Genomic DNA, 25,343 nt, shown 5'->3' with positions numbered 1-25,343 from the left:
TCCATGCTCGACCTGCTGGTCACCCGCGCCGCGCTGCCCGAGGGCGGCGGACACGACGCCCTTGTCGATATCGCCGTGGCGGACGGACGCATCGTCGAAATCGCCCCGCGCATCGAGGCCCAGGCCGCGCGGACCATCGACGCCGCGGGCAATCTGGTCACCCCGCCCTTCGTGGACCCGCATTTTCATATGGACGCCACCCTGTCCCTGGGCCTGCCGCGCATGAACGAGAGCGGCACCCTGCTGGAGGGCATCCGCATCTGGGGCGAACTCAAGCCCGACCTGACCCCCGAGGCCGTCAAGGCCCGGGCCCTGGAGCTGCTGGACTGGTCCGTGGCCCGGGGCACCCTGGCCGTGCGCACCCACGTGGACGTGACCGACCCGAGCCTCATGGCCGTGGACGTGCTGCTGGAGGTCCGCGAAGAGATGCGCGGGCTGGTGGACATCCAGCTCGTGGCCTTCCCCCAGGACGGCGTGCTGCGCACCCCGGGCGGGCAGGAGCTGCTTACCCGCGCGCTGGACAAGGGCGTGGACGTGGTCGGCGGCATCCCGCACTTCGAGCGGACCATGGAGGACGGGCGGAGGTCCGTGCGCTGGCTGTGCGAGCTGGCCGCCGCGCGCGGGCTGCTGGTGGACATGCACTGCGACGAGACCGACGACCCGGCCTCGCGCCACGTGGAGACCCTGGCCTTCGAAACCACGCGCCTGGGCCTGCAGGGCCGCGTCACCGGCTCGCACCTGACGAGCATGCACTCCATGGACAACTACTACGTGTCCAAGCTGCTGCCGCTCATGGCCGAGGCGCGGCTGCACGCCGTGTGCAACCCGCTCATCAACATCCACCTCATGGGCCGCCACGACACCTACCCCAAGCGCCGGGGCCTGACCCGCGTGCCCGAGCTGCTGGCGGCCGGGGTCAACGTGGCCTTCGGCCACGACTGCGTGATGGACCCCTGGTACCCCCTGGGCAGCCACGACATGCTGGAGGTCGCGCACATGGGCGCGCACTGCCTGCAGATGATGGGCACCACGGGCCTGGGCCGGTGCTTCGAGGCCGTGACCCACGGCGGCGCGCGGGCCCTGGGCCTTGCGGACTACGGGCTGGCCCCGGGCAAGGCCGCCGATTTCGTGATCCTCCAGGCCGGGAACCCCGTGGAGGCCCTACGGCTGCGCCCGGCGCGGCTGTTCGTGGTCCGGCGCGGGCGCGTGGTGGCGACGACGCCCCCCGTGCGCGCCACCCTGACCCTGGACGGCCGGCCCCCGCGCGAGGTGGACTTCACCCTGCGCAGAAGCTGAAAAAACAAGGCGCCGCAGCGGGCTCCGAGAAAAGGCCTTGACAGCACCGCCCGGGGACATACTGTTAGGGCGTCGGTTGCCGGGCGCGCCCGGGGGAGCCTTCGAGTCCTTCCTCCTCGCCCCCGAGGCGTGCCCCGCCAACCGGCGCCATCCTCCCGGCCGCGCCCGGCCCCCGACATGCGGCCCGGCCCCGCGGGTTGACAGCCCTGCTTCGGGGGCGCACAACATTCCCATGCGCCCCGCCATCGCCCCGCATGCGCTGCTGCTGGCGCCTATTTTCGCCTGGATGCTCCTGGCCCAGGCGCCATGCGGTGTGGCCCCCGCCCTGGCCCGGGGCCCGGCGCAGACCATGACCGAAAACGCGCCGCTCATCCCCCTGCTCACGCCCCGGCTGACCCGCGACGACCCGCGCCAACTGGTGCGCCGGGGCCGCGAGGCCGCCCGGGACGGCGACGCGGACGAGGCCTGGGACCTGCTGACCCGGGCCGTGAACTCCCAGGACCTGGATCAGCGCTCCCTGGCGGACGCACTGGTGCTGCGCGGGCGGCTCGGCCTGGAGGGCGTCGCGCCCTATCAGGCCCTGGCCGACTTCCGCCGCGCCGTGGAACTGGCCCCGGCGGCCTCGGGGGCCCTGGCCTGGCGGGCCCTGGCCTGGCTGGAACTGGCCCGGCCCGAACCCGCGCTGGACGACGCACGCCGCGCCGTGACCCTGACCCCCAGCCTGGCCCTGGCCCACCTGGCCCTGGGCCGGGCCCTGCTGGCCCAGGGCCGCCCGGCCGAAGCCAGGGACGCGCTGGACGAGGCCCTGCGCCTGGACCCCGGCCTCGGCGCCGCCCTTCAGGACCGCGCAGGCGCCCTGCGCGCCCTGGGCGACGAGGCCGCCGCCCGGCAAGACGAGACCCGGGCCAGCGAGCTTTCCCCGGCCCTGCCCCTGCCCATGCCCTGACGCCGCCGCGCCCGCCCGGGCGCAACGAAAACAAATCTTTGCACTTTCCTGCGCGCCCCTTAACTTCGCGCCGCCGCCGCCGATAAGGACGGCATGCACCGCGACGACCAACGCGGCGACCGCGCCACGCCCCCCCGGGCAGGCCACGGCGCCGACGAACACTACGAACCCTCCGTGGAGGACCGCAAGGCCCTCGTGGAGGAGTTACGCGCCCAGATCCGGTCCGGCACCTACCGCCCGAGCATCGGACGCATCAGCGTGAACATCGTCGGCGACCTCGCCGAGGACTGATCCCTCTCCCCCATTGCGGGTTTGCGCGCACCCTCCGGCGCAGCCACGCCCGGCACCGGGGAGCCGCCCGCTCCGGAGTCGCCGTCCATTTTCCCCCGCCCCCCAGCCCTCCGCGCATTGACCCCCGGGGCCGATCCGTGCAACCGTGGCCCGGCGGCAATGCCGCACGTCCCGCAGACCTCAACCCGCCCGGAGCCGACGCCATGCCCCGCATCCGCCGCCCGCGCCCCAGCGCCCCGTCCACCCTGCGGCCCACGGCGACCCTGACCCTGCTGGCCGCGCTGCTGGCCGTGGCCGCCGCCCTGGTCGGCCATCGCTCGGGGCAGGAGACCGCGCGGCTGGTGGAGGCCCGGGGGCGGCTGGCCCTGGTGCTGGCGGCCCAGACCGACGCGCGCCTGGGCGCCCTGCGCGCGGCCCTGGCCGGAGCCGTCGCGCCCCTGGCCGAAGGCTCCCGGCCCGACGGCCCCCAAATGCCGCAGCCCCCGGACGGCCCGGACGGGCTGGACACCCTGAACGCCGCCCTGCGCGACGCCGACCCGGCCTTCGCCGGGCTGGCCCTGGAGCAGCCCCCCGCGCCCGGCGCCCTCGAAAACACGACCGCCCCGGGCCCGGACGGGGCCACGCACCTTGCCCTGCACCAGCCCCTGGCGGGCAGCGGGGCCCGCCTGACTCTGCTGGTGGACCCCCGGGCCCTGGCCGAGGGTGCGGACCAGCCCCCGGGCCTGGCCCTGTTCTTCGCCACCCGGGACGGCACCCTGGTCGCGGCTTCCGGCGCGGGCCGCGACGACGCCTCGGGCGATACGGGCCGGCCCCTGCGCGCCCTGGCCGCCGAGGCCCGCGCGGCCGGGGCCCTGGCCCAGCGGGAACTGGACGGACCCAAGGGCTCCGGGCTGCTGGCCGTGGCCGCGCCCCTGCGCGACGAACCCCTGGTCCTGCTGCTGCTCGTGCCCGCGCCCCGGGACCACGGGGCACCCGTGGGCATGACGGCCATCCTGCTGGCCCTGGCGGGCACGGCCCTGGCCGTGCTGCCCCTGCTGCGCAAAAAAAGGTGCCAGCCCTGACGGCCGACGCCCCAAAAAACTTCCGCCCGGACCGGCCCTAGCCGGAGCAGGCCTCCACCCGGTCGCGGCCGTGCTCCTTGGCGGCATAGGCACCCTGGTCCGCGCGGCGGGTCAGGGAATCCAGCGTCTCTCCGGGCTGGTATTCGGCCACCCCGCAACTCACGGTCACGGCCCGGCACTCCGCCTGCCCCGTGAAGCTCGCCCCGGCCACGGCCTGCCGGATGCGCTCGGCCATGGCCAGCCCCTCGGCCAGCCCGCCCTCGGCCAGGACCATGAACTCGTCGCCGCCCCAGCGCGCCAGCAGGTCGCTGGGCCGGATGATGCCGCGGATCAGCGCGGCCACGCCCTGGAGCACGCGGTCGCCTTCCAGGTGCCCCAGGCAGTCGTTCACGGCCTTGAAATGATCGAGATCGAACAGGATCAGCGAGAACGGCTCCCCGTGGCGCGCATGGCGCGAGACGGCCAGCCCGAAGCGGCCCTCGAACTCCCAGCGGTTGGCGGCGCCCGTAAGCTGGTCCGTGGCGGCCATGTGCACCAGACGGCGCTGGAAATAGTTCACCGTGACCACGCTCAGGGCCAGGATCACGGCCCAGGCGGCCACACCCACCACCAGGGTGCGCACCAGGTTGCCCCGCGCCACGGCCAGGGCCGAGGCCTCGTCCTGCTCCACCAGCAGGGTCCAGCCGATGTCGTCCAGATGCCGCGCGGCCAGCAGCACGGTGCCCTCGGGCCCGACGTATTCGAAGTTGGCCGGCTCGCCGCGCAGGGCCAGCACCTCGCGGGCGACGGCGGAGATGCCGGGCATGGTCCGGATGTTGTCCTTGCCCATCCGGGCGGCGTCCGGCCCGAGCTGGACGGTGCCGAACTCGTCCACCAGGGTGATGCGCCGGTGGTATTTGCTCTGGAAGCCCTGGATGATCCGGGCGAACTCCTCCAGGTTCAGGCCCACGCCCGCCACGCCCAGCAGATAGCCCCGGTAGTCCTCCACGCGGTGGTTGATGAACAGGGTCAGGGTGCCGCCCGCGGCCTGGTTGGAGTCCACGTCCAGGGCGAACTCGCGCCCGCCGCCCACGAACTCGTAGTACCACACGTCGTGCAGGTCCATGCGCGAAATGGTCTTGAGCCGCCCGCCGTGGTAGTAGTAGCTGCGCGTGCCCTCGGAGACGAAAAAGGCCGTGAAGAACCCGTAGCGGTTCCGGATTTCCTCCAGGTACTTGCGGACGCTCTGCGTGTCGCGCTCGCCGTCCAGGGCCCAGTCGCGCAAAAAGGTGTCCGTGCCCATGAGCGAGGACACGAACAGCGGGCGCATCAGTTCGGCGCGCAGCTCCGAGTGGATGGTGTCGCGCGTGAGCGGCAGGCCGGTGGTCAGCAGCTCCTCGCGCACGGCGTCGCGCGACACGCGGTAATTGACCACGCTGGTGGCCACGAAGGCCACCAGCAGGATGACGGAAAGGGCCGACACGAGTTTGGCTTTGACGGAGAGACGGGACAAGAAAATCCTCCAGATTCCGCGAGGGGCGCGGCAAAAACACTCCCTGGCCGGACCCTACAGTTTCCCCGCCCCGCCGACAAGCCGGAAACCCGCCGATTCCCCGGGGCTCCCGAAAACGGCCCGGGCCGCCCGGCTTGCAATCGGGGACCGATGCGCTACACTGGCAGCGGCAACCCCGCCCAACGCATTTCCCCAGCAATCCAAGACAGGAAGAAGACGATGAGCAAGACGATCTGCATCACCGGAGCCACGGCGGGCTTCGGCGAGGCCATGGCCCGGCGTTTCGCCCGCGAAGGCTGGCGCGTCATCATCACCGGCCGCAGGCGCGAGCGCCTGGAGGCCCTGGCAAAGGAACTGGCCCCGGCCCCGGTGCACGCGGCGGCCTTCGACGTGCAAAGCCGCGAGGCCGTGGAAGCCTTCGCGGCCGGGCTGCCCGCCGAATTCGCCGCCGTGGACGTGCTGGTGAACAACGCGGGCCTGGCCCTGGGCCTGGAGCCCGCCCAGGCCTGCGACCTGGACCAGTGGGAAACCATGGTCGACACCAACATCAAGGGCACCCTGTTCGTGACCCGGGCCCTGCTGCCCGGCATGGTCGCGCGCAAGGCCGGGCACGTGGTCAACCTCGGCTCCATCGCGGGCACCTATCCCTACCCGGGGGCCAACGTGTACGGCGCCACCAAGGCCTTCATGCGCCAGTTCTCCCTGAACCTGCGCGCCGACCTGCACGGCACCGGCGTGCGCGTGACCAACATCGAGCCCGGCATGGCCGACACGGAATTCTCCGTAGTCCGCTTTTCGGGCGACAAGGGCCGCGCGGACTCGGTGTACCAGGGCATGCAGCCCCTGGTGGCCGACGACATCGCCGAGTTGATCCACTACGCCGTCTCCCTGCCCGCCCACGTGAACATCAACCGCCTTGAAGTGATGCCCGTGGCCCAGAGCTTCGGGCCCTTCCCCGTGGCCCGCGAAAGCTAGGCCGAACGCACGGGGCCCCACCCGCTCGCGCGGGCGGGGCCCCGGTGCCTCCCGCCGTTCCGGTCGCCTCAGCGGCCCCGGCGCCCGGCCGGGGCGCCCCGGCCGCCCCTGCCCCGGGCCGCGGCCTGCTCCTGGGCCAGCTTGCGGCCCAGTTCCACCTGCTCCTCGAAAAACCGGGCCTTCTTCTTCTCGAAGACCAGCGCCGTGCGCAGCAGGGCGAACACGAAGGCCGCCACGCTGACCACGACCACAAGCCCCTTCTGGATGCTCCAGCGCTGGCCTTCCACGGCCCGCGAAATCCATTCGATGCCCCAGTGCTCGGCCATGAACACCGACGCGGGCATGGCCACCAGGGCCAGGCCCAGGCCGATGATCTCCAGCCACATGAAGCTCTTGCTGAGCAGCAGAACGAACAGCGTGGCGTCGCGCACGATCCGCAGGGTCACCAGCCTGCGGCCCAGGCGGCCCAGGATGTCCTCCACCTGGCGGAAGTACTCGTGGCTCTGGCGGAAGTTCTTGGCCACGGTGAAATGCTGCTGGCGGACCCAGTTCAGCTTGGCCACGCAGAAGTTGAAGTCGCGGTTGAAGTCGCGCAGGGCCCGGGGGAAGGGGAACCAGGAAATGTCCTCGTGGATGCGCCGCAGCCGGTCGCGGATGTTCTCGGCCTGGCGGGTCAGGCCCCGGGTCTCGGCCTCGATCTTCTGACGCATGGCCTTTTCGAGCTGCACCCGGCCCGCGGCCAGCCGCCGGAAGACCACGAAGTTCTCCACGTCCGCCAGGTGCAGCAGTTCCTCGATCTGGCGCCGGGCCGTCTGGCCGAATTCATGGCTCGCGCCGAACCAGTCGTCGATCTCCTCCTGGAGCTGGCGCAGCTTCTCGGCACTCTCGCGGGCCGCCGCCTGGGACTGGACCCACAGCCCGTAGAGCACACCCAGAAGCTGCACGTAGCCGCGCTCCATCTCGGGGTCGACCAGCACGCGGTTGAACATGTTCGGGTCTTCGTCCACAAGCTGGTCCACCAGGGACACGGCGTGCTCGGTAAAGCCCATCTTGACCATGCTCACGGCCTGGCGGTAAAGCGGCTCGTTCCAGCGCGGGCAGAGCTTGTAGGCGTCGCGGTACAGGGCCATGGCCTGGTCGAAGCGGCCCTGGACCTCCAGGGCCCGGCCCTGGAGGTATTTGTGGTAGGCGAAATGCAGCGGCGTGTCGCCCAGGTGCTCGGCCTCGGCCCAGAACTCCACTGCGCGCTCCAGGTCGCCGCGCTCCAGGGCCAGAAAGCCTTGCAGCGTGCGGAAGCCGAAGTCGCGCGGGGCACGCAGGGCACCCTGGCGGGCCTGGGCGTCGGCAGCGGCCGCGTCGCCGGCCAGGAACGCCCCCAGGGCCTGGGCGTGGGGCGAGTCCTGCGGGGGCGAGAGCCTGGAAAGACCCGAGGGCAGATCCTTGCCCAGGGCGCGCATGACCAGCGGGGCCATGCGCAGTTGCGAGGGCGCGTTGATCTCGAACACGGCGCCGAGCAGCGTCCGCGGGCGGCCCGAGCCGGTGAGCACCGTGCCCAGGGCCTGGGCCGGGTCTTCGCGCAGGGCCTCGCCCAGTTCGACCAGCGCCGAGGACACATCCTCCAGGTTCATGCCCGCCAGCTCCCGCCACAGGCCGGGGTTCAGGTCCACCAGCCGCCGCGAGGGGCACTGGGCCTCCCCGTGGGTGCGCTGCCCGCAGTAGAAGCACGGCCGCCCGCTGCCGACCAGCAGCGCCACGGGCAGGGCCACGTTCAGCGAGCCGCGCTCCTGGGTGCCCTCGGACTCGGCCAGCATCACGTAGCACCAGTCCGTAAGCTTGTTGCGCTCGAAGCTGTAGCTCACGTCCTTGATGCGGAAGCGCGGACCCAGCAGGAAGGCCGTGCGGTAGGACATGTGCGGGAAGTCCGGGGCCATCTTGTCCCAGTCCAGGGCGACCTTGCGCGGCAAGTCCTCGTTGAACTGGAACCCGGCCTTCTCCACCGCGGCCATGACGCAGGGCCAGTAGGCGCAGTCCTCGCAGTCCTTGGCCCGGGCGACGAGAGCCAGGATTTCGCGGCACCAGACCGTCAGGGTCTTGAAGTTCTCCAGCTCGAAGATCAGATGGTTGTCGTGCAGGATGAACTTGAGTTTCAAATGCTTGATGATCTGCTCCACCTCGGCGAAAAACCGGGGCCAGCCCTCGATGAAGCGCTTGTCCAGGGGGTTGCCCAGAGGCCGCAGGATGAAGTACCACGCCAGGGAGGAGCGGAAACCGATGCGCGGGTCGCCCGAGAGCCTGTGCCAGTGGGCCGAGGCCATGCCCGTGAGCTGGCGGTCCACCTTCTCCAGATGGATGCCGGGCGTGTTTTCCACGTCGGGGCGGACCTTGGGGTGAACCCAGACCTCGAAGACCTCGGGGGGCATGGCCTGCTGGGAAAACAGCTCCGAGGCGATGGACAGGGCCATCTCGCCCTGGAACCCGATCATCAGGTTCGTGGGCATGATCTGGATGAATACCGGCAGGTCGTTCAGATTGGCCCAGATCTGCAGCCGCGCCGCAGCCTGGAACACGTCGCGCGACCAGAAATACCACACCGCCTGGTTCTGGTCGGCGTTGATCTCCACGCCGCCGTAGTCGCGGAAGGTGGACGGGATGGCCTCGGTCAGCTCCCCGGACCAGACCAGCCACACGGCGTAGCCCGTGGCCGACATCCTGTACTCATGCAGGGTGGGAAGGTCCTTGAGAAGCGTCGAAAACTTGTACACGATTCGCCTGCCGCGAAGGAGTTCACATGGACATTACAGCAACCATCGCAAAGCTCAAGGCCGAGCCCGGGTTCAGCGACCACGTGGGCATGGTCCTGGTCCACAACGGAGTGGTGCGCGCCACCTCCCGGGCCGACGGCGCCCGGGTCAGCGCCGTGAACGTCACCCCCGACCGGGACAGGATCGCCGCCCTGTGCCGCGAATACCAAGCCCGCCCGGGCATCTGGCGCGTGCTGGCCGAGGCGGCCGAAGGCCACCTGACGCCCGGCGACGACCTGCTCTTCATCGTCGTCGCCGGGGACTTCCGTGAAAACGTCAAGGCCACCCTGGCCGAAGTCCTGGACCGGATCAAGGCCGAAGCCGTGGTCAAGACCGAGACCCGCGAGGGCTAGCCGGGGCCGGGCGGCGGAAAAGTGCCGCCGCCCTTTTGCCTTGCAATTCCCGTGCAATCCGACTAGGCAGCCCCCATGCGCGTCATCCAGGTCGCCAACGTCCGCTGGTTCAACGCCACCTCGTGGTACGCCCTGTACCTCGCCCGCCTGCTGCGCGAGGCCGGGCACGAGGCACTGGTGCTGACCCTGCCGGGCACGGAAACCGAAGCCACGGCCCGCGCCTGGGGCCTGCCCGTGGCCGCACTGCCGCTCAATTCCGGCAACCCCGCGACCCTGGCCCGGCTGGCCGTGGCCCTGCGCCGCGTGGTGCGCGAATTCCGGCCCGACGCCGTGAACTGCCACCGGGGCGAATCGTTCTGGCTGTGGGGCGCCATGCGCGCGGCCGGGGCGCCCTTCCGCCTCGTGCGCACGCGCGGCGACCAGCGCCCGCCGCGCAACAATACGCCCAACCGCTGGCTGCACAACCGCTGCGCCGACGCCGTAGTAGCCACCAACTCGGTGATGCACGCCCACTTCCGCGACGTGTTCGGCATCGGGCCGGACCGGCTGCACCTGATCCTCGGCGGGGTGGACCGCGCACGCTTCGCCTTCGACCCCGAAGGCCGCGCCCGGGTGCGCGCCCGGTTCGGCTACGGGCCGGACGATTTCGTGGTCGGCCTGCTGGGCCGCTTCGACGAGGTCAAGGGCCAGCGCGAACTCATCGAAGCCGTGGCCCTGGCCCGGCGCGCCCCGGGGGGCGGGCGCCTGCGGCTCATGCTCGCCGGGTTCGCCACGGCCACAACCCAGGCCGAAGTCCAGGGCTGGATCGCCGCCGCCGGGCTGGACGACATCACGGTCATCACCGGCCGACAGCCCGACGTGGCCGCCATGATTTCGGCCATGGACCTGGGCGTCGTGGCCTCCAAATGGTCGGAAACCATCGCCCGCGCGGCCCTGGAGATCATGTCCTGCCAGCGCCCGCTGGTGGGCACCACCGTGGGCGTCATGCCCGACCTGCTGGACCCCGGGGCGCTGTTTCCGCCCGCCGACGTGCCCGCCATGGCCCGGGCCATCGCCCGCGCCGCCACGGACACGGCCCACCGCGAGGCCCTGGCCGCCGCCCAGGCGCGGACCATCGCGGGCCTTTCGGGGCCGGATTTCCTGGCCCGGACCCTGGCCGTCTACTCCGGAGGCCGCCCATGAGCCGCGTGGCCCTCATGCTGCCCAAGCTCTCCACCTACGGTGGGGTGGAGGGCTTCGCCCACCGCCTGGCCGGGGCCCTGGCCGCCGACGGGCTGGAAGTGGACTTCCTGTGCGCCCGTCAGGAAACGCCCGCCCCGCCCGGGGTGCGCGTGGTGGCCCTGGGCCGCCCGCCCCTGGGCCGGGCCGCCAAGATCGCCTGGTTCGCCTTTGCGGCCGAGCGCGCCCGCAGGCGCGGCGGCTACGCCCTGACGTGCAGCATGGGCAAGACCCCGCGCCAGGACCTGCTGCGCATGAGCGGCGGGCCGCTGTCCAAATTCTGGGAGCTGTCCTCCCGGGCCTACGCTCCGGGCGCCCCCCGGGCCTGGAAAACCCTGCGCCGCCGCCTGGCCCCGGAAAACGTGCTCATCCGCCTGCTGGAACGCCAGGCCCTGGAACACCAGCGCGTGTGCGTCGCCGTGTCGCACCGCGTGCGCGACTGGCTGCTGGAGGCCCACCCCTTCCTGGCCGGGCGCGACCTGCGCGTGATCTACAACCGCCCGGACCTGACGCGCTTCTCGCCCGTGGACGAGGCCGAACGCGCGGCCCTGCGCCGGGCCATGGGCCTGGACGGCCAGCGCCTGCTCATCGCCACGGCGGGCACCAACTTCGCCCTCAAGGGCCTGGAGCCGCTCATCCGCGCCCTGGCGCTGTTGCCCGGCGACGCCGTGCTGCATGTGGCCGGGGGCCGCAACCCCGGGCGCTTCGGGGCCCTGGCCCGGCGCCTGGGCCTGGAAGGCCGGGTGACCTTCCTCGGCCGCGTGGAGGACATGGCCGCCCTGTATCGCGCCTGCGACGTGTTCTGCCTGCCCTCGTTCTACGACACCTGCTCCAACGCCGTGGTCGAGGCCCTGGCCTGCGGCACGCGGGTGGTCTCGTCCGTGGACAACGGGTCGAGCTTCTTCCTGCCGCCCGAGCGCGTGGTGGCCGACCCCGGCGACCACGAGGCCCTGGCCCGGGCCATCGAGGCCGCCGCCGCCGCGCCGCGCCCCGGGGCCTTTGCCTGGCCCGCGGGCGTGGCTTCGGGCCTGGAGCCCTACCGGACCCTGGTGCGCGACATGCTGGAGCGGGCATGAGCCGCGCCCGGCGGCCCCAGGCCGTGCATACGGGCACGGCGCGCGGCTATCGCGGCGCCCTGCGCCCTGCGGGCGGGGAAACGGCCTTCCAGGTGGTGGTCGAGCAGACGGACCTCTGGGTGGTCGCCCGCAAGGACCTGACCCGCGAGGTGGCCGCCTGGGTCACGGAACTGCGCGGCCGGCTCAAGGCCTACATGGCCCTGGACCCGGCCTTCGGGCCGAGCCTCGTGCCCGTGGAGGTACTTCCGGGGGCGCCGGAGATCGTCCGGGCCATGGCCCGGGCCGGGGCGGCCTGCGGCGTGGGGCCCATGGCCGCCGTGGCCGGAACCATCGCGCGCATGGTCGCCGAGCGCTTTGCACAGGAAAGCCCTGATATTCTTGTTGAAAACGGCGGAGACATCGCCATGTTCTCCACCCGGGAGCGCACGGTGGGCATCCTGGCCGACCCCGCCGGGGGCGCGCGCCTGGGCGTGCGCATTCCCGCCGAAGACTTCCCCTGCGCCCTGTGCGCCTCCTCGGCGCGCATCGGGCATTCGCTGTCCCTGGGGCAGGGCGATTTGGCCGTGGCCCGGGCCCGCGACGCAAGCCTGGCCGACGCCGCGGCCACGGCGCTGTGCAACCACATCCGCACCGCGCGCGACCTGCCGGGGCTGGCCGATCTGGGCCGCCGCTTCGGGCTGGACGGCCTGTTCGCCCAGGCCGGGGAGCGCGTGGCCGCCTGGGGCCGCATGGAACTGGTGGCCCTGTAGATCCGCCGGGCCGGGCGGGATCGGGCCGGAAAACAAAAGGCACCGGCGCCGCCGCCCAAGGGCCGGACACAACGAAAAGCCGACGGAGAATCACTCCGTCGGCTTTTCGCTTCGACGCGCTTCATAAAGGCCGCGCCCCGGCGCAGACATGCCCCGCGCCCGGCCCCCGCCCCGTCAGCGCCCCGCCGCGTGCCCCAGAGCCAGCCGCCCGGCGGCCAGGTCGAACAGGGCGTGGCCCACGCTCTTGAACAGCACCGGCCCTTCCAATGGACGCGGGGCGCCCAGGGCCTCGGCCAGGGGCGTGCAGTCCCGCGCGGGGTCCAGCCCGGCCAGAAGCAGATCGCCGCCCTCGGCCGCGCAGCCCGCCACGGTGTCCACGACCACCCGGCAGGCGCGCACCACCTCCGGGGCCACCTCGGCCATGTCGGCCTTGAAGGCGCCCACGGCGGCCACGAAGGCGTCGCGGCGCAACGGCCCGTGCAGCACCGGGGTCCGGCTGCCCGTGGCCGTGACCACCAGGTCGCACCGCTCCAGGGCCGGGCCCGGGTCGGCCACGGCGGCGGCCTCCATGCCCAGGCCGCGGGCGTGGGCCGCCAGGGCCTCGGCGTGGGCCGGGGTCCGCGAAAACACGAACACCCGGCGGGTGCCCAGGCCTTCGCGCATGGCCTCCAGATGCGCCCGGGCCTGGACCCCGGCGCCGACAACCAGCAGCGCCCCCTCGGGCCGGGGGGCCAGGGTCCGCGCCGCCAGCAGGGACAGGGCCGCCGTGCGCCGCGCCGTGACCGTCGGCCCGTCGAGCACGCCCAGGCATCGGCCCGTGGCCGCGTCGAGCACGGTCATGGAGCCCAGCAGCAACGGCAGGCCGCGCCCGGGGTTGCCCGGGCAGACGGACACCAGCTTGTTCACGGCCACGCGCTCGTCCGCCGCGGGCATGACCAGCAGCGTGCCGCCCCCGGCCAGGGGGTGGTGGATGCGCTCCGGCGCCGTGGCCAGCCCCCGCGCGGCGTCCACCAGGGTAGCGGCGATGGCGTCGGCCAGGGCCTCGTAGGGCAGCAGCGCCGCCGTGCGCCCGGCGTCGTAAAACTCCACGGCTACTTGCCCTGGGCCAGCACGTCGCGGCCCACCTCCTTGAAGATGTCGGCCTTGAAGATCACGCCCAACACCTTGTCGCCGTCGCAGACCAGGGCCCAGCCGCGCCGGTGGCGCAGGAAATCGGCCACCACGGTGATGAGCGGATCGTTGGGCTGGACTTTGGGCACCTTGGTTTCCACCAGGGAGCCGATGCCCTTGGCCGCGCACGAGCGGCAGGCCATGGCAAAGGCGCGGTCCCAGTCCTGGTCGGTCAGTTCCAGCAGGGTCTCGTCGCCGAAGATGCACTCCTCGAGCTTGCGCATGACGTTCCACATGCTGATCACGCCCCGCAGGGTGCCGTCGGCATCCTGGACCACGGCGATGTGGTTGTCCGAATCGGTTTCCAGGCCCCGGTACAGGGCGCGGATCAGGTCCATGAAATCCACGTCCTCGTTCACGATGGTCACATCGTCGCGCATGATGTCCCAGGCGCGCTTGCGCATCAGCATGAAGGGCTCCTTTCGCCGCCGGGCGGCCGTCGGGGTTGGTGCTGCCTGTTTCGTCTTCCCCTGGATGTAGGGAACTTTGCGCCGGGACGCAACTCCCCTGCGGCGCTTGCGCCCCGGGCGGCCTTCCCCTATGCTGAAAGACCAAGCACACAAGGCGCCCCCGGGCGCGCAAGGAGACGATCATGCCGGAACTGGACGGCCTGCGCGGGCTGATGTTCGTGGAGCACGTGTACGAGGACCTGGAGTTGTGGTACCCCAAGCTGCGGCTTGTGGAGGCCGGGGCCGAAATGGTCGTGGCCGCCCCGGAGGCGGGCAAGCTCTACACGGGCAAGAACGGCTACCCCTGCGTGAGCGACGCGGCCCTGGACGGACTCACCGCCGCACAGTTCGACTTCCTGGTGGTGCCCGGCGGGTTCGCGCCGGACAAGCTGCGCCGCCTGGACACGGTGAAGACCCTGACCCGCGAGATATTCCAGGCCGGCAAGCTGGTGGCCCACATCTGCCACGGCGGCTGGATTCCCATCTCGGCGGGCATCATGGCCGGGATGCGCTGCACCTCCACCCCCGGCATCCGCGACGACCTGGTCAACGCGGGCGCCACCTGGGAGGACCGCGAGGTGGTCGTGGACCGCAACATGATCTCCAGCCGCAAGCCCGACGACCTGCCCGCCTTCTGCCGGGAGATCATCGCGTATCTGGCGCGCGGGTAGCTCCGCCCGCGGGCAACAGCCGCTCGTAAACAAGGAAGGTGCTCATGCAACTTGAATCCATCGAAATAGAAAACTACCGCGTATTCCGGCACGCCAAGCTGACCAGCCTCCCCCGGCTGGTCACGCTGGTGGGGGCCAACGGTTCGGGCAAGAGCACCCTTTTCGATATGTTTTCCTTCCTCAAGGACGCGCTGGCGTTCAGCGTCGGCAAGGCCGTGGCCCGCCGCGGCGGCTGGAAGGAGCTTAAAAGCCGCGGACAGGAAGGGCCGATCCGCATCGAAATCAAGTTCCGGGAATCCGGCGGGCGACTCGCCACCTACGAACTGACCATCGGCGAGGCGAACGGGCGCATCGTCGTGGAGCGGGAAATCCTGAAATTTCGGCGAGGGCAAACCGGCAAGCCCTGGCATTTCGTGGACTTTTCCCGTGGCGAGGGAACGGCCATTACCAACGAAGAGCAGTACGGCAAAAAAGACGCCAAGGAAAAACGGGACAAATACACCCTCGACGAACCCGATGTCCTGGCCATCAAAGGCCTGGGGCAATTCAAGGATTTCCGCGTGGTCGCGGAGTTCCGGTCGCTGATCGAAAACTGGCAGATTTCCGATTTCCATATCGTGGAGGCGCGCCCGGCAACGGAGGAAGGCTACAGCGAACACCTGTCCACGCGGGGGGACAATCTGGCCCAGGTGGCGCAGTATCTCCATACCTATCACCGGGAACGCTTCGACGCCATCCTGGACGCCATGACCCGCCGGGTGCCGGGCATTGCCGCCGTGGATGCCAAGCCGACGGAAGACGGGCGGCTGGTGCTTCGCTTCCAGGACGGCAGTTTCAAGGATCCGTTCATCGCCCGCTTCGTTTCGGACGGCACCATCAAAATGTTCGCCTACCTGGTGCTGCTCCACGACCCCAGGCCGTTCCCGCTGCTGGCCATCGAAGAGCCGGAAAACCAGCTCTACCCGAAGCTTCTGATGGACCTTGCCGAAGAATTCCGGGCCTATGCCCAGCGCGGCGGGCAGGTCTTCGTTTCGACGCATTCTCCGGATTTCCTCAATGCGCTGGAACTCGAAGAAATCTATTGCCTGTATAAAAAGGACGGATTCACCACCATCAGCCATGCCAGCGATTCCGAAAACCTGCGGGCCTTGTTTGATGGCGGCGATCTGCCCGGGTATCTCTGGAAACAGGGCGTCTTCGAGGGAGTCAACCGCTGATGGGGCGCGTCGTCTTTCTGCTGGAGGATCCCTCGATGAAGGAATTCCTCCTCGAATACCTGCCGCGGCTGATACCCGGCTGGGAGCACGGGCAGCACTTCCTGCTCATCGAGTACCATGGCAAGTCGGATCTGGATGGAAACATCCGCACCAAACTCAAGAAATGGACGGAACCCGGTGTGTGCTTCGTAATCGTGCGCGACACCGATGGCGCGGACTGCCTCGCGCTCAAAGAAACCCTGCGTGGCCGCTGCGACGGCCTGGGCCGCGAAGCGCTCATCCGCCTGATCTGCCAGGAATTGGAAGCCTGGTATCTCGGCGACAGCGCCGCCTTGCAGTCAGCCTACCCGCAGGCCAAGAAAGCCATCCTCTCACTGGCAAAACGCCATCCCGATCCGGACGTTTGCCGGAAACCCTCGCGGGAACTGAAACAGTTCATCCCGGAATTCCAGAAACGAGATGCGGCGCGCCGCCTCGGCCGATTGCTGCACTACCGGAACAACCGCTCCGCAAGCCTGCGGGTCTTTTCGCAGGGAGTGGAACGGCTCGCCCACCAGGAAGAATGACCAGCCCTCTTTCCCCCGCGCACAAAAGCCCCCGGGCCTTACGGTCCGGGGGCTTTGTCGTTGTTGCCCGCGCGGGTCAGGGGCCGGGGGGCGGGGCGTATTCCAGGTGCAGCAGGGGGTAGGGCCGCCCGCTGTCGTCCAGGGCCGAGCGACCCCGTTCCACGAAGCCCAGGGCCGCGTAGAACCAGCGCCCGCCGGGGTTCTGTTCGTTCACGTCCACCAGCACGCGCCGCCCGGGGCCCGCCTGGGCCAGGGCGTGGGCCACCAGGGCTCGGCCCACGCCCCGGCGGTGGTGCGCCGGGTCCACGAAGAGCGCGTCGATGGCGCACAGGCCCGGGCCCGGGGTGTCGCCCGGGGCGTCGACCGGGCCCTCCTCCATGGTCAGGCCCATGAAGCCCAGGGGCGTGCCGCGCGCGTCGCGGGCCACGGTCAGCGCCGCGCCGGGCAGGTATTCCTCGCGCACCAGCCGCGAGTAGAACTCCAGGTCCCCGGCGGCCAGGAATCCGTGGGTGGCGCGCACGGCGGCCAGCCACAGGGCGTGCAGGGCGTCCAGTTCGTCGGCCCGCCCGGGGCCCAGGGTCAGGCCGTGGCCGCGCATGCGCCGCAGGCGCCCCGGCGCGCCGCCAGGTATTCCTCCAGGCAGCGCCCCAGGCGGCGCATGCCTTCCTCGATGCGCTCGGGCTCGGAGTTGGTGTAGTTCAGGCGCATGGTGTTGTCGCCGCTGCCGTCGACGTAGAAGGGCCGCCCGGGCACGAAGGCCACCTTGCAGCGGATGGCCCGCTCGAACAGCTCCATGGACGAATAGCCCTCGGGCATGGTCGCCCACAGGAACATGCCGCCCTCGGCGCGCGTCAGGCGCACCTCCGGGGGCAGGTGCCGCGCGGCGGCCTCCTGCATGGCCCGGCACTGCCTGCCGTAGCACTCGCGGATGCGCGCGATGTGCGCGTCCAGGTCGTTGGTTTCCAGGTAGCGGTAGACGATGCGCTGGGTCACGGTGCTGGTGTGCAGGTCGCTGGCCTGCTTCACGCGCACCAGCGCGTCGCGCAGCGGGCCCTTGGCCACGATCCAGCCGATGCGGAAGCCCGGGGCGCAGACCTTGGAGAAGGAGCCCGTGAGCACGCTGTTCTCGGGGCGCAGGGCGTAGACCGGGGGCTGGTGCTCCCCGGCGAAGCGCAACTCGCCGTAGGGGTCGTCCTCGGCGAAGAAGGTGTCCGTGCCCGCCAGCAGCTCGGCCACGGCGCGGCGCTTGGCCGGGCCGTAGGTCAGGCCCGAGGGGTTCTGGAAGTTGGTCACGGCGTAGAAGGCCTTGACCCCGCCCTTGAGTTCGCGCGCCAGAACGTCCAGGTCCGGCCCGTCGTCCTCCAGGGGCACGGTGCGGAACTCGGGCTGGAACACCGAAAAGGCCTGGATGGCGCCCAGATAGCCCGGGGCCTCCATGAGCACGCGCGAGCCCTTGTCGATGAGCACCTTGCCCATCAGGTCCAGGGCCTGCTGGGAGCCGGTGGTGACGAGGATGTCGTCGGCGGCCACGTCCAGGCCCTTGCGCTCGCGGTAGCGCGCGGCGATCCACTCGCGCAGGGGCGCGTGGCCCTCGGTGGTGGAATATTGCAGGGTGGCGCGGCCCTCCTGGCCGATGACCTGCGCGGCGGCCTCGGCCAGTTCGCGCATGGGGAACAGGCCGGGGTTGGGCAGGCCTCCGGCAAAGGAGATGACCTCCGGGTCGGCGGTGACCTTGAGGATCTCGCGGATGAAAGAACGGTGCACGGAATCCATCCGGGTGGCAAAAGACGAAGACATGGGCCAAGGCTCCTTCGGGAGGAAGGTTCTGGTTGCGCCGTGCGGGAACGGCGGTTCAGCGGGCCGCGTCCGCAGCGGTCCGCAAATCTGTGGCCGCGCGCCGGGGGTCGGGCGCACGGCAGATGGCCGACACGACGGCCAGCCCGTCGGCCCCGGCGCGCAGCACGTCGGCCGCGTTGGCCGGGCCGATGCCGCCGATGGCCACCAGAGGCCGGGCCGTGGCGGCGCGCAGCCGGGCCAGGCCTTCCAGGCCCCAGGCCGGGCCGGTGTCGGTCTTGGTCGGCGTGGCGAAGACGGGGCTCACGCCGTAATAGTCCACGTCCAGCCCCTCGGCGGCCCCGGCCTGGGCCATGGTCTCCACCGACAGGCCGACGATGGCCCCGGGGCCCAGCAGACGCCGGGCGTCGTCCGGGTGCATGTCGCCCTGGCCCACGTGGACCCCGTGGGCCCCGGCGGCCAGGGCCACATCCACCCGGTCGTTGATCAGCACCAGGGCGCCGCTGCCGCGCAGAACGGCCAGCACCTCGCGGGCCAGGGCCACGAAGGCCCGGGTACCCAGGGTCTTTTCGCGCAACTGGACCACGCGCGCGCCCCCGGCCACGGCCAGGCGCGCCGTCTCGGCCACGCCCCGCGCACCGCACTGGGCCGCGTCGGTCACCAGGTAGACGCTGTAATCCGGCGCCGGGCGCGTCACGGGCCCTCCACGCGCACCTGGGCCTCCAGGTCGGCGCGGCCCAGGGTGTACAGGGCGTCCAGAAAATGCATTTGCAGGCTGCCCGGCCCCTGGGAGCGGGCAGCCGCCGCGCCCCCGGCGGCGGACATGACGGCCATGGCCGCCACGGCGGCCTCGAAGGCGTCGGGCACCACGGCGGCGAAGGCCCCGGTCAGGGCCGTGGCCGTGCAGCCCATGCCCGTGACCAGGGGCATGAGGCCGCTGCCGCCGGAGACGAAGGCCGTGCGCCGGGCGTCGGCGATGGTGTCCACCGCGCCGCTGACCACGACCACGCAGCCCGCGGCCACGGCCACGGCCCGGGCCACTTCCTCCACGCCCCGGCCCGAGTGGGCGCTGTCCACCCCGCGCGTGGTTCCGGCCCCGGCGGCGATCGCCTCCAGGCGCCGGGCGTCCAGGGCGTCCAGGGCCCCGGCCACGGCCAGGATCTCCGAGGCGTTGCCGCGCAGGATGGCCGGGCGGACCTCGTGCAGCAGGTCCAGGGTCGCGCGGGTGCGCATGCGCGAGGCCCCCGCGCCCACCGGGTCGAGAACCACGGGCACCCCGCGCGCGGCCGCCGCGCGCCCGGCCAGGAGCATGCTGCCGACCCACGGGCCGCTCAGGGTGCCGATGTTCAGCACCAGCGCCCCGGCCAGGGCCGTCATCTCCTCCAGTTCCTCGGGGGCGTGGGCCATGACGGGCGAGGCGCCCAGGGCCAGCAGGGCGTTGGCCGTGGTATTCATGACCACGAAGTTGGTGATGTTATGCACCAGGGGCCGCGCGGCGCGCACCCGCTCCAGGGCGGAGTGGACGGCGGCGGTGGCGTTGCTGGCCGGGGCTGCGGGCATGGCGGACTCCTTGGGCTTGCGTGGCGCGTGACCCTCCACTGATACGCAAAACGCCCAGGATTTCAAGGGGCCCTGCGCCGGGAGCCTCCCCGGATGCCGATTTTGCCCGCAGGGGCCCGGCGGCCCGTGGTTTCTCTTGACAGCGGCCGTTCCCCGGGCAAGGCTTGCGCATACCCCGGCGGGTATCCGCCGGAGTCACCAATGCACCCGGAGGGCCACATGCGCCAGTGTATGGACGCCGACAACCTGCACCGCAGGCTGAAGAAAATAAGCGGCCAACTCAACGCCATCGGCAAAATGATCGACCAGGACGTGCCCTGCGAGGATGTCCTCATCCAGGTCAACGCCGTCAAAAGCGCCCTGCACAAGGTCGGGCAGATCATCCTCGAAGGCCACCTCAGCCACTGCGTGCGCGACGGCATCGAGCACGGCGACCCCGACAAGACCATCGAGCGCTTCGCCAAGGCCGTGGAGCACTTCTCCCGCCTGTCCTGACCGCGCGGGTACAACGCGCCCCGCCCCGGCCGCCCGGTTTTTCCGGGCGGCTTTTTTGGGAGTGTTGACAACGGCGCCCTCGGCAGATACCCATACCCCCTATAGGTATCTGCAACAGGAGGAACACCGCCTTGCAACGCCTGCTCGCCGCCCTCAAGGAGGGCAATCGTCTGGACTTTCTGCTGTTGGCCGTTTCGGGGCTGGCCCTGGGCGCCAGCTTCGCGGCCGGGGCGACCCTGCCCGCGGACCCGGCCTGGGTCGCCGTGGCGCTCTGCGGCGCGCCGATCATCAAAGGTGCCGCCGAAGGGCTCGTCACCGAATTCGACATCAAGGCCGACGTGCTGGTGTCCCTGGCGCTCATCGCGGCGGTGGCCATCGGCGAGATATTCGCCGCCGGGGAAATCGCCTTCATCATGCAGATCGGCGCACTGCTGGAGGAGCGCACCGTGGCCAAGGCCCGCGCGGGCATCGAGCGCCTGGTGCGCCTGACCCCGCGCACGGCGCGGGTGGTGGACGGCGGCGCCGAGCATGTGCTGCCCGCAGGCGAAGTCCGCGTGGGGCAGACCCTGCGCGTGCTGCCCGGCGAGTCCGTGGCCGTGGACGGCGTGATCACCGCCGGGCGCACGGCCATCGACCAGTCCGTCATGACCGGCGAGTCCCTGCCCGTGGACAAGGAACCCGGCGACGAGGTGTTCAGCGGCACGGTGAACCAGTTCGGCGCCTTCGACATGCGCGCCGAAAAAGTCGGGCAGGACAGCGCCCTGCAACGCATGATCCGTCTGGTGGAATCCGCCGACGCGGGCAAGGCGCGCATCGTCGGCGTGGCCGACCGCTGGGCCACCTGGATCGTGGTCGGCGCCCTGGCCTGTGCCGGAGGCACCTGGCTGGTGACCGGCGAGGTCATCCGCGCGGTGACCATCCTGGTCGTGTTCTGCCCCTGCGCCCTGGTGCTGGCCACGCCCACGGCCATCATGGCCGCCATCGGCAACGCCACGCGCCACGGCGTGCTCGTGCGCCAGGGCGACGCCCTGGAGCGTCTGGCCGCCGTGCGGCGCCTGGGGCTGGACAAGACCGGCACCCTGACCCACGGCACGCCCCGGGTCGTGGCCGTGGAAAGCTTCGATCCCGCCATGGACGCCGCCGCCCTGCTGGCCCTGACCGCCGCGGCGGAGCTGCGCTCGGAGCATCCCCTGGGCCGGGCGGTGGTCGCCCACAGCCGCGCCCAGGGCCCGGGCGCCCCGGCCGAGCCCCGGGAGTTCACCATGCTCCCGGGCCGGGGCGTGCTGGCCGAAGTCGGCGGCGCGCGGGTGCTGGCGGGCAACGCCCAGCTTCTGGAGGAGCACGGAGTAACCCTGCCCGAGGCCATGGCCGAGGCCGTGCGCCGCCACGCCCGCGAGGGCGCCACGGCGATCCATGTGGCCGTGAACGGCCGGGCGACGGGCATCGTGGCCCTGGCCGACACCCTGCGCGAGGCCGCCCCGGCCATGATCCGGGGGGTGGAAGCCCTGGGCCTGTCCACCGTGCTGCTCACGGGCGACCACGAGCAGGCCGCGCACCACGTGGCCCGGCAGGCGGGCATCGCCGAGGTCCAGGCCGGGTGCCTGCCCGAGGACAAGCTGGCCCTCATCGACCACTATCAGGACGGCGGGCAGCCCGTGGCCATGCTCGGCGACGGCATCAACGACGCCCCGGCCCTGCGCCGGGCCCACGTAGGCATCGCCATGGGCGGCATCGGCAGCGACATCGCCGTGGATGCGGCGGACATGGCCCTGGTCGGCGACGACATCGCGCCCCTGCCCCACGTGGTGGCCCTGGCACGGCGGATGATGCGCACCATCCACGTGAACATGACCCTGGCCATGGCCCTGAACGTCGGCGCCACGGCCCTGTCCATGCAGGGGCTCATGGGCCCGGTGGCCGGAGCCCTGGTGCACAACGCGGGCTCGGTGCTGGTGGTGCTCAACTCGACCCTGCTGCTGCGCTGGGCCGCGCACTCCGGGCCCGCCCCGGCCCCGGTCGCCTCCCGGCCCGCGACCGTGCCGCGCTAGCCGCCGCGCGCCCTTTCCCCTCGGGGACCGCCCCCCCGGTCCCTCCTCCCCCTGCCCGCCCGACCCTCACCTCGGGGCGGGCAGGGCTTTTTTTGCGGGCCTGGGCTTCCCCAGGCACCACGAATCTGCTATTTTGCAACGTGTCGGAGCACCGTATTTGCCGGGAAGGAGAATCATCCATGGGAGTTCTGGGCAGTTCGCTCACCCTGCGCAAGCAGCCGAAGATCAGCGACGCCGAATTCGCGCAGTTGCGTGACTTCATTTATGACAAGACGGGCATCAGCATCCCGGACAAGCGCAAATACCTGCTGGAAAACCGCCTGGGCGTACGCCTGCAGGAGCTGAACCTCGCCTCGTTCAAGGACTATTACGACTACCTGCGCCTGGACGCCAACAGGACCAGGGAGATGGATGCGCTGTGCGAGCGCATCACCACCAACGAGACGAGCTTCTTCCGCGACATCAAGCAGTTGACCATGTTCAAGGACCATATCCTGCGCGAGACCATCGAGCGCCAGGAACAGGCCGGGCGCAAGGAGCTGTCCATCTGGTCCGCCGGGTGCTCCTCGGGCGAGGAGCCCTACACCCTGGCCATCCTGCTGCACGAGGTTCTGGGCATGTCCATCATCGGCTGGCGCATCCGCATCACGGCCAACGACCTCTCTCCGGCCATGCTGGCCAAGTGCCGCCGGGGGGTCTACGGAGACTACGCCCTGCGCACCACGCCCAAGGGCATGCTGACCAAATACTTCGACGACGTGGGCGGCGGCGAATTCCAGATCAAATCCAAGGTTCAGAAGCTGGTCAGCTTCGGGCCCATCAACCTCTCGGACCGGACCCAGCTCCGGCGGGTGCCGCCGTCGCAGATCGTGTTCTGCCGCAACGTGATCATCTACTTCGACGACCCCATGAAGAAGCAGGTCGTCTCGGCGTTCTACGACAATCTCGTGCCCGGCGGGCACCTGTTCCTGGGGCATTCCGAGAGCATCCACAAGCTGTCCACGGCATTCCGGCCCGTGTTCAAGCCGGGCGGCATCGCCTACGTCAAGGCCTAGCCGCCGGGCGGCAGGGGCGCCCCGGGGATTCCCCTGGGCCGAGGAACGCAGAGCACGGCACGGCCAGACGCCGCGCCACACCGATACGGAGGACAGGCGTGTACCAGATCGACACCAGCGCCGCGAATTTCCCGGAAGCCGACAACTACGTGCGCGGCTTCTTCCTCTACGTGGACCCGGACCACGAGGCCATGGTCGCGCTGTACCGCGTCACCGTGGCCCGGACCCTGGCCGCCCTGCGCACGGGCTGGACCTTCCCGACCATCGACCAGCTCATGCCGCGCAACGTGGAGCACCTGCGAGACATGTTCTACCAGGAGCAGGAGAGCGGCGCGCAGGAGATGGTCGACGCCGAGACCAAGATCGCGTCCTTCCCGGACGTGTACTTCCGCCTGCGCGAGGTGCTCGACCGGCCCACCAGCTCCGCCGACGACGTGGCCAATGTCGTCGGCACCGACGTGGCCCTGACGGCCAAGCTGCTCAAGCTGGTGAACAGCCCGCTCTACGCCTTTGCCGAGCGCATCGATTCCGTGCCCCACGCCGTGTCGCTGCTGGGCGTGCGCGAGGTCTCCAACCTGGCCCTGGGCATCTCGACCATCAATTTCTTCAAGGACATCCCGCCCGAACTGATCGACATGCGCACCTTCTGGAAGCATTCCATCAGCGTGGGCATCTTCTCCAAACTGCTGGCCGCGCGCGTGCGCGGGGCGAACACGGAGCGGTTGTTCACCGGCGGGCTGCTGCACGACGTGGGTCGGCTCATCCTGTTCAAGAAGCTGCCCTACGCCTCGACCCAGGCCCTGATCCACGCGCGCTCCAACATGCTGCCCGTGGTGGACGCCGAGGCCGACGTGTTCGGCTACGACCACACCGAAGTCGGCCGGACGCTGCTCACGGCCTGGAACTTCCCGCAGGAGATGATCGACCTGGTGCACTACCACCACACGCCCATGGACGCGCCCGACCCGCTGGACGCCGCCGTGGTCCAACTGGCCGACAACATGGCCAACGCCGTGGAGATTCCGGCGGGGGGCAAGTTCGTGCTGCCGGGGCTGAGCGCCGGGGCCTGGGAGCGCCTGGGGCTCTCGCCCCAGTCCATCGAACCGCTCATGGAGCTGTACGACCTGCACATCGAGGAGGTCACGGAAACGTTCCTGTAGGCGCGCCGGGGTGCGGGCCGGGCCTGCGCCCCGGGCTTGCCTTCGGCCCCCCGAGCGTCTATGAAATGATGTTTCCGCCGCGCGCGGAAGCATCGGTCACGATTCCCGGCCCAGCGGGCCGCTTCCGACCCTGCCCCTCAACCGGACCCCCCAGGCGGCCATGGCCATCAAATACGACGTTGCGTTCATCAACCCCTTTCTGGAAGCCGTCGTCAACGTGCTGTCCACCATGGCCATGGTCTCGGCCACGCCCGGGCGTCCGTACATCAACACCCGGCGCACGGCCCAGTGCGACGTGACCGGGCTCATCGGCATCACCGGCCACGCCGAGGGCACCATCGCCCTGTCCCTGTCCAAGGGCGCCATCCTGCGCATCGTCAGCAACATGATCGGCGAGGAATACACCGATCTGAACAACGACATCGCCGACGCCGTGGGCGAGCTGACGAACATGATCTCGGGCCAGGCGCGCCAGAACCTGTCCACCATGGGCCTGAACTTCCGGGCCTCCACGCCGTCGGTGGTCATCGGCAAGGGCCTGCGCGTGGCGCACCCGGCCTCGGGGCCCATCCTGGCCATCCCCTTCACCACGGCGGACGGCGACCTGGTGGTGGAAATCTGCTTCGTGCGCACCCAGGCCGTGGCCGTAGGCAAGGAGGTGGCGCCCCAGGCCCCGGCCCCGGGAACCCAGGCCGCCGCTCCCGAGGCCCAGCCAGCCACCCCCGCGCCCGACCCGGGCCAGAAGCAGGAAAAGATGGACCAGAACGCCATCGACAAATTCTTCGACTAGATCGCCCCCGGGCGCACCATCACGCGGGCGGGCCCCGGCCGGAAATGGCCGGGGCCCGCCCACGTTTCGCCCAGTCCCGCGGCGGCCGGGGCAACGCCCGTTTTCGCTCC

The 25,343-nt window shown here is 70.9% G+C and carries 25 protein-coding genes; 17 read left to right on the top strand and 8 right to left on the bottom strand.

What is annotated here, in order from left to right:
* Positions 1 to 3 precede the first annotated feature (3 nt).
* The 4 genes from ACZ5KV_RS12525 to ACZ5KV_RS12510 all read left to right on the top strand — a co-directional run bounded on the left by ACZ5KV_RS12525 (position 4) and on the right by ACZ5KV_RS12510 (position 3,594).
* Positions 4 to 1,296: an amidohydrolase family protein gene (locus ACZ5KV_RS12525; protein WP_464239646.1), complete on the top strand. Its 1,293-nt coding sequence runs from the start codon at positions 4 to 6 to the stop codon at positions 1,294 to 1,296.
* 232 nt (positions 1,297 to 1,528) lie between these two features.
* On the top strand, positions 1,529 to 2,242 hold the full coding sequence (locus ACZ5KV_RS12520) for a tetratricopeptide repeat protein (RefSeq protein WP_464239645.1): 714 nt from the start codon (positions 1,529 to 1,531) through the stop codon (positions 2,240 to 2,242).
* 93 nt (positions 2,243 to 2,335) lie between these two features.
* On the top strand, positions 2,336 to 2,533 hold the full coding sequence (locus ACZ5KV_RS12515) for a flagellar biosynthesis anti-sigma factor FlgM (protein WP_464239644.1): 198 nt from the start codon (positions 2,336 to 2,338) through the stop codon (positions 2,531 to 2,533).
* A 203-nt stretch (positions 2,534 to 2,736) separates the two neighbouring features.
* Entirely contained in the window at positions 2,737 to 3,594 is an 858-nt protein-coding gene (locus tag ACZ5KV_RS12510) for a hypothetical protein (RefSeq protein WP_464239643.1), read from the top strand.
* Between the two features lie 37 nt (positions 3,595 to 3,631).
* Here ACZ5KV_RS12510 and ACZ5KV_RS12505 read toward each other — a convergent pair whose 3' ends face one another.
* Positions 3,632 to 5,086 (bottom strand): sensor domain-containing diguanylate cyclase, encoded by a 1,455-nt coding sequence (locus ACZ5KV_RS12505; RefSeq protein WP_464239642.1) that lies wholly within the window; start codon positions 5,084 to 5,086, stop codon positions 3,632 to 3,634.
* 219 nt (positions 5,087 to 5,305) lie between these two features.
* Here ACZ5KV_RS12505 and ACZ5KV_RS12500 point away from each other — a divergent pair, with 219 nt between their 5' ends.
* Positions 5,306 to 6,061: an SDR family oxidoreductase gene (locus tag ACZ5KV_RS12500; RefSeq protein ID WP_464239641.1), complete on the top strand. Its 756-nt coding sequence runs from the start codon at positions 5,306 to 5,308 to the stop codon at positions 6,059 to 6,061.
* Between the two features lie 68 nt (positions 6,062 to 6,129).
* Here ACZ5KV_RS12500 and ACZ5KV_RS12495 read toward each other — a convergent pair whose 3' ends face one another.
* The gene (locus ACZ5KV_RS12495; protein WP_464239640.1) at positions 6,130 to 8,823 is read right to left on the bottom strand and encodes a tetratricopeptide repeat protein; all 2,694 of its coding nucleotides are present in this window, start codon (positions 8,821 to 8,823) and stop codon (positions 6,130 to 6,132) included.
* Positions 8,824 to 8,849: 26 nt separating this feature from the next.
* Between ACZ5KV_RS12495 and ACZ5KV_RS12490 the strand changes: the two genes are divergently transcribed.
* From ACZ5KV_RS12490 to ACZ5KV_RS12475, 4 genes are all read left to right on the top strand, one after another.
* The gene (locus ACZ5KV_RS12490) at positions 8,850 to 9,215 is read left to right on the top strand and encodes a molybdenum cofactor biosynthesis protein MoaE (protein ID WP_464239639.1); all 366 of its coding nucleotides are present in this window, start codon (positions 8,850 to 8,852) and stop codon (positions 9,213 to 9,215) included.
* 75 nt (positions 9,216 to 9,290) lie between these two features.
* Complete coding sequence (locus tag ACZ5KV_RS12485) at positions 9,291 to 10,397, top strand: glycosyltransferase (protein ID WP_464239638.1); 1,107 nt, start codon at positions 9,291 to 9,293, stop codon at positions 10,395 to 10,397.
* Positions 10,394 to 11,509 (top strand): glycosyltransferase family 4 protein, encoded by a 1,116-nt coding sequence (locus ACZ5KV_RS12480; protein ID WP_464239637.1) that lies wholly within the window; start codon positions 10,394 to 10,396, stop codon positions 11,507 to 11,509. The genes ACZ5KV_RS12485 and ACZ5KV_RS12480 overlap by 4 nt, the downstream gene beginning before the upstream one ends.
* On the top strand, positions 11,506 to 12,258 hold the full coding sequence (locus ACZ5KV_RS12475; RefSeq protein WP_464239636.1) for a UPF0280 family protein: 753 nt from the start codon (positions 11,506 to 11,508) through the stop codon (positions 12,256 to 12,258). The genes ACZ5KV_RS12480 and ACZ5KV_RS12475 overlap by 4 nt, the downstream gene beginning before the upstream one ends.
* A gap of 174 nt (positions 12,259 to 12,432) precedes the next feature.
* On the opposite strand, the gene ACZ5KV_RS12470 is transcribed toward ACZ5KV_RS12475, so the two are convergent.
* Both ACZ5KV_RS12470 and ACZ5KV_RS12465 read right to left on the bottom strand, forming a co-directional pair.
* Positions 12,433 to 13,347, bottom strand: coding sequence for a delta(1)-pyrroline-2-carboxylate reductase family protein (locus tag ACZ5KV_RS12470; RefSeq protein WP_464239635.1), 915 nt, complete (start codon positions 13,345 to 13,347; stop codon positions 12,433 to 12,435).
* Between the two features lie 2 nt (positions 13,348 to 13,349).
* The gene (locus ACZ5KV_RS12465) at positions 13,350 to 13,838 is read right to left on the bottom strand and encodes a CBS domain-containing protein (protein ID WP_464239634.1); all 489 of its coding nucleotides are present in this window, start codon (positions 13,836 to 13,838) and stop codon (positions 13,350 to 13,352) included.
* Between the two features lie 182 nt (positions 13,839 to 14,020).
* Between ACZ5KV_RS12465 and ACZ5KV_RS12460 the strand changes: the two genes are divergently transcribed.
* The 3 genes from ACZ5KV_RS12460 to ACZ5KV_RS12450 are packed head-to-tail and all read left to right on the top strand — an operon-like array spanning position 14,021 to position 16,331.
* Complete coding sequence (locus ACZ5KV_RS12460; protein WP_464239633.1) at positions 14,021 to 14,548, top strand: type 1 glutamine amidotransferase domain-containing protein; 528 nt, start codon at positions 14,021 to 14,023, stop codon at positions 14,546 to 14,548.
* 44 nt (positions 14,549 to 14,592) lie between these two features.
* Complete coding sequence (locus tag ACZ5KV_RS12455) at positions 14,593 to 15,765, top strand: AAA family ATPase (RefSeq protein ID WP_464239632.1); 1,173 nt, start codon at positions 14,593 to 14,595, stop codon at positions 15,763 to 15,765.
* A 35-nt stretch (positions 15,766 to 15,800) separates the two neighbouring features.
* Complete coding sequence (locus tag ACZ5KV_RS12450) at positions 15,801 to 16,331, top strand: DUF4276 family protein (RefSeq protein WP_464239631.1); 531 nt, start codon at positions 15,801 to 15,803, stop codon at positions 16,329 to 16,331.
* 76 nt (positions 16,332 to 16,407) lie between these two features.
* Here ACZ5KV_RS12450 and ACZ5KV_RS12445 read toward each other — a convergent pair whose 3' ends face one another.
* Genes ACZ5KV_RS12445 through thiM form a run of 4 tightly spaced genes read right to left on the bottom strand, consistent with a single transcriptional unit; the run spans position 16,408 to position 19,685 of the window.
* Entirely contained in the window at positions 16,408 to 16,929 is a 522-nt protein-coding gene (locus ACZ5KV_RS12445; RefSeq protein WP_464239630.1) for a GNAT family N-acetyltransferase, read from the bottom strand.
* Entirely contained in the window at positions 16,911 to 18,128 is a 1,218-nt protein-coding gene (locus ACZ5KV_RS12440) for an aminotransferase-like domain-containing protein (protein ID WP_464239629.1), read from the bottom strand. The genes ACZ5KV_RS12445 and ACZ5KV_RS12440 overlap by 19 nt, the downstream gene beginning before the upstream one ends.
* Positions 18,129 to 18,183: 55 nt before the next feature.
* The gene (gene thiE / locus ACZ5KV_RS12435) at positions 18,184 to 18,822 is read right to left on the bottom strand and encodes a thiamine phosphate synthase (protein WP_464239628.1); all 639 of its coding nucleotides are present in this window, start codon (positions 18,820 to 18,822) and stop codon (positions 18,184 to 18,186) included.
* Positions 18,819 to 19,685: a hydroxyethylthiazole kinase gene (thiM, locus tag ACZ5KV_RS12430; protein WP_464239627.1), complete on the bottom strand. Its 867-nt coding sequence runs from the start codon at positions 19,683 to 19,685 to the stop codon at positions 18,819 to 18,821. Before thiM ends, thiE begins: the two co-directional genes overlap by 4 nt.
* A 219-nt stretch (positions 19,686 to 19,904) precedes the next feature.
* On the opposite strand from thiM, the gene ACZ5KV_RS12425 reads away from it, so the two are divergent.
* The 5 genes from ACZ5KV_RS12425 to ACZ5KV_RS12405 all read left to right on the top strand — a co-directional run bounded on the left by ACZ5KV_RS12425 (position 19,905) and on the right by ACZ5KV_RS12405 (position 25,233).
* Positions 19,905 to 20,180, top strand: a complete 276-nt coding sequence (locus ACZ5KV_RS12425; protein ID WP_464239626.1) for a metal-sensing transcriptional repressor — start codon at positions 19,905 to 19,907, stop codon at positions 20,178 to 20,180.
* Between the two features lie 131 nt (positions 20,181 to 20,311).
* Positions 20,312 to 22,228, top strand: coding sequence for a heavy metal translocating P-type ATPase (locus ACZ5KV_RS12420; protein ID WP_464239625.1), 1,917 nt, complete (start codon positions 20,312 to 20,314; stop codon positions 22,226 to 22,228).
* 179 nt (positions 22,229 to 22,407) lie between these two features.
* A complete protein-coding gene (locus tag ACZ5KV_RS12415) occupies positions 22,408 to 23,283 on the top strand; it encodes a CheR family methyltransferase (RefSeq protein ID WP_464239624.1) in 876 nt (291 codons plus the stop codon).
* A 98-nt stretch (positions 23,284 to 23,381) separates the two neighbouring features.
* A complete protein-coding gene (locus tag ACZ5KV_RS12410) occupies positions 23,382 to 24,443 on the top strand; it encodes an HDOD domain-containing protein (RefSeq protein ID WP_464239623.1) in 1,062 nt (353 codons plus the stop codon).
* 160 nt (positions 24,444 to 24,603) lie between these two features.
* Positions 24,604 to 25,233, top strand: a complete 630-nt coding sequence (locus ACZ5KV_RS12405; RefSeq protein WP_464239622.1) for a chemotaxis protein CheX — start codon at positions 24,604 to 24,606, stop codon at positions 25,231 to 25,233.
* The last annotated feature ends 110 nt before the right edge of the window (positions 25,234 to 25,343 follow it).

The sequence above is a fragment of the Desulfocurvus thunnarius genome (assembly GCF_055390965.1).
The sequence above is the reverse complement of the archived record's forward strand: the minus strand, read 5'-3'. Positions and strand labels throughout refer to the sequence as shown.

Coding starts and splice junctions, on each gene's coding strand:
- ACZ5KV_RS12485 (WP_464239638.1), top strand. CDS start 9,291: ATGCGCGTCATCCAGGTCGCCAACGTCCGCTGGTTCAACGCCACCTCG.
- ACZ5KV_RS12500 (WP_464239641.1), top strand. CDS start 5,306: ATGAGCAAGACGATCTGCATCACCGGAGCCACGGCGGGCTTCGGCGAG.
- ACZ5KV_RS12475 (WP_464239636.1), top strand. CDS start 11,506: ATGAGCCGCGCCCGGCGGCCCCAGGCCGTGCATACGGGCACGGCGCGC.
- ACZ5KV_RS12445 (WP_464239630.1), bottom strand. CDS start 16,929: ATGCGCGGCCACGGCCTGACCCTGGGCCCCGGGCGGGCCGACGAACTG.
- ACZ5KV_RS12520 (WP_464239645.1), top strand. CDS start 1,529: ATGCGCCCCGCCATCGCCCCGCATGCGCTGCTGCTGGCGCCTATTTTC.
- ACZ5KV_RS12405 (WP_464239622.1), top strand. CDS start 24,604: ATGGCCATCAAATACGACGTTGCGTTCATCAACCCCTTTCTGGAAGCC.
- ACZ5KV_RS12465 (WP_464239634.1), bottom strand. CDS start 13,838: ATGCTGATGCGCAAGCGCGCCTGGGACATCATGCGCGACGATGTGACC.
- ACZ5KV_RS12480 (WP_464239637.1), top strand. CDS start 10,394: ATGAGCCGCGTGGCCCTCATGCTGCCCAAGCTCTCCACCTACGGTGGG.
- ACZ5KV_RS12490 (WP_464239639.1), top strand. CDS start 8,850: ATGGACATTACAGCAACCATCGCAAAGCTCAAGGCCGAGCCCGGGTTC.
- ACZ5KV_RS12515 (WP_464239644.1), top strand. CDS start 2,336: ATGCACCGCGACGACCAACGCGGCGACCGCGCCACGCCCCCCCGGGCA.
- ACZ5KV_RS12510 (WP_464239643.1), top strand. CDS start 2,737: ATGCCCCGCATCCGCCGCCCGCGCCCCAGCGCCCCGTCCACCCTGCGG.
- ACZ5KV_RS12425 (WP_464239626.1), top strand. CDS start 19,905: ATGCGCCAGTGTATGGACGCCGACAACCTGCACCGCAGGCTGAAGAAA.
- ACZ5KV_RS12440 (WP_464239629.1), bottom strand. CDS start 18,128: ATGTCTTCGTCTTTTGCCACCCGGATGGATTCCGTGCACCGTTCTTTC.
- ACZ5KV_RS12455 (WP_464239632.1), top strand. CDS start 14,593: ATGCAACTTGAATCCATCGAAATAGAAAACTACCGCGTATTCCGGCAC.
- ACZ5KV_RS12450 (WP_464239631.1), top strand. CDS start 15,801: ATGAAGGAATTCCTCCTCGAATACCTGCCGCGGCTGATACCCGGCTGG.
- ACZ5KV_RS12460 (WP_464239633.1), top strand. CDS start 14,021: ATGCCGGAACTGGACGGCCTGCGCGGGCTGATGTTCGTGGAGCACGTG.
- ACZ5KV_RS12525 (WP_464239646.1), top strand. CDS start 4: ATGCTCGACCTGCTGGTCACCCGCGCCGCGCTGCCCGAGGGCGGCGGA.
- thiM (WP_464239627.1), bottom strand. CDS start 19,685: ATGCCCGCAGCCCCGGCCAGCAACGCCACCGCCGCCGTCCACTCCGCC.
- ACZ5KV_RS12415 (WP_464239624.1), top strand. CDS start 22,408: ATGGGAGTTCTGGGCAGTTCGCTCACCCTGCGCAAGCAGCCGAAGATC.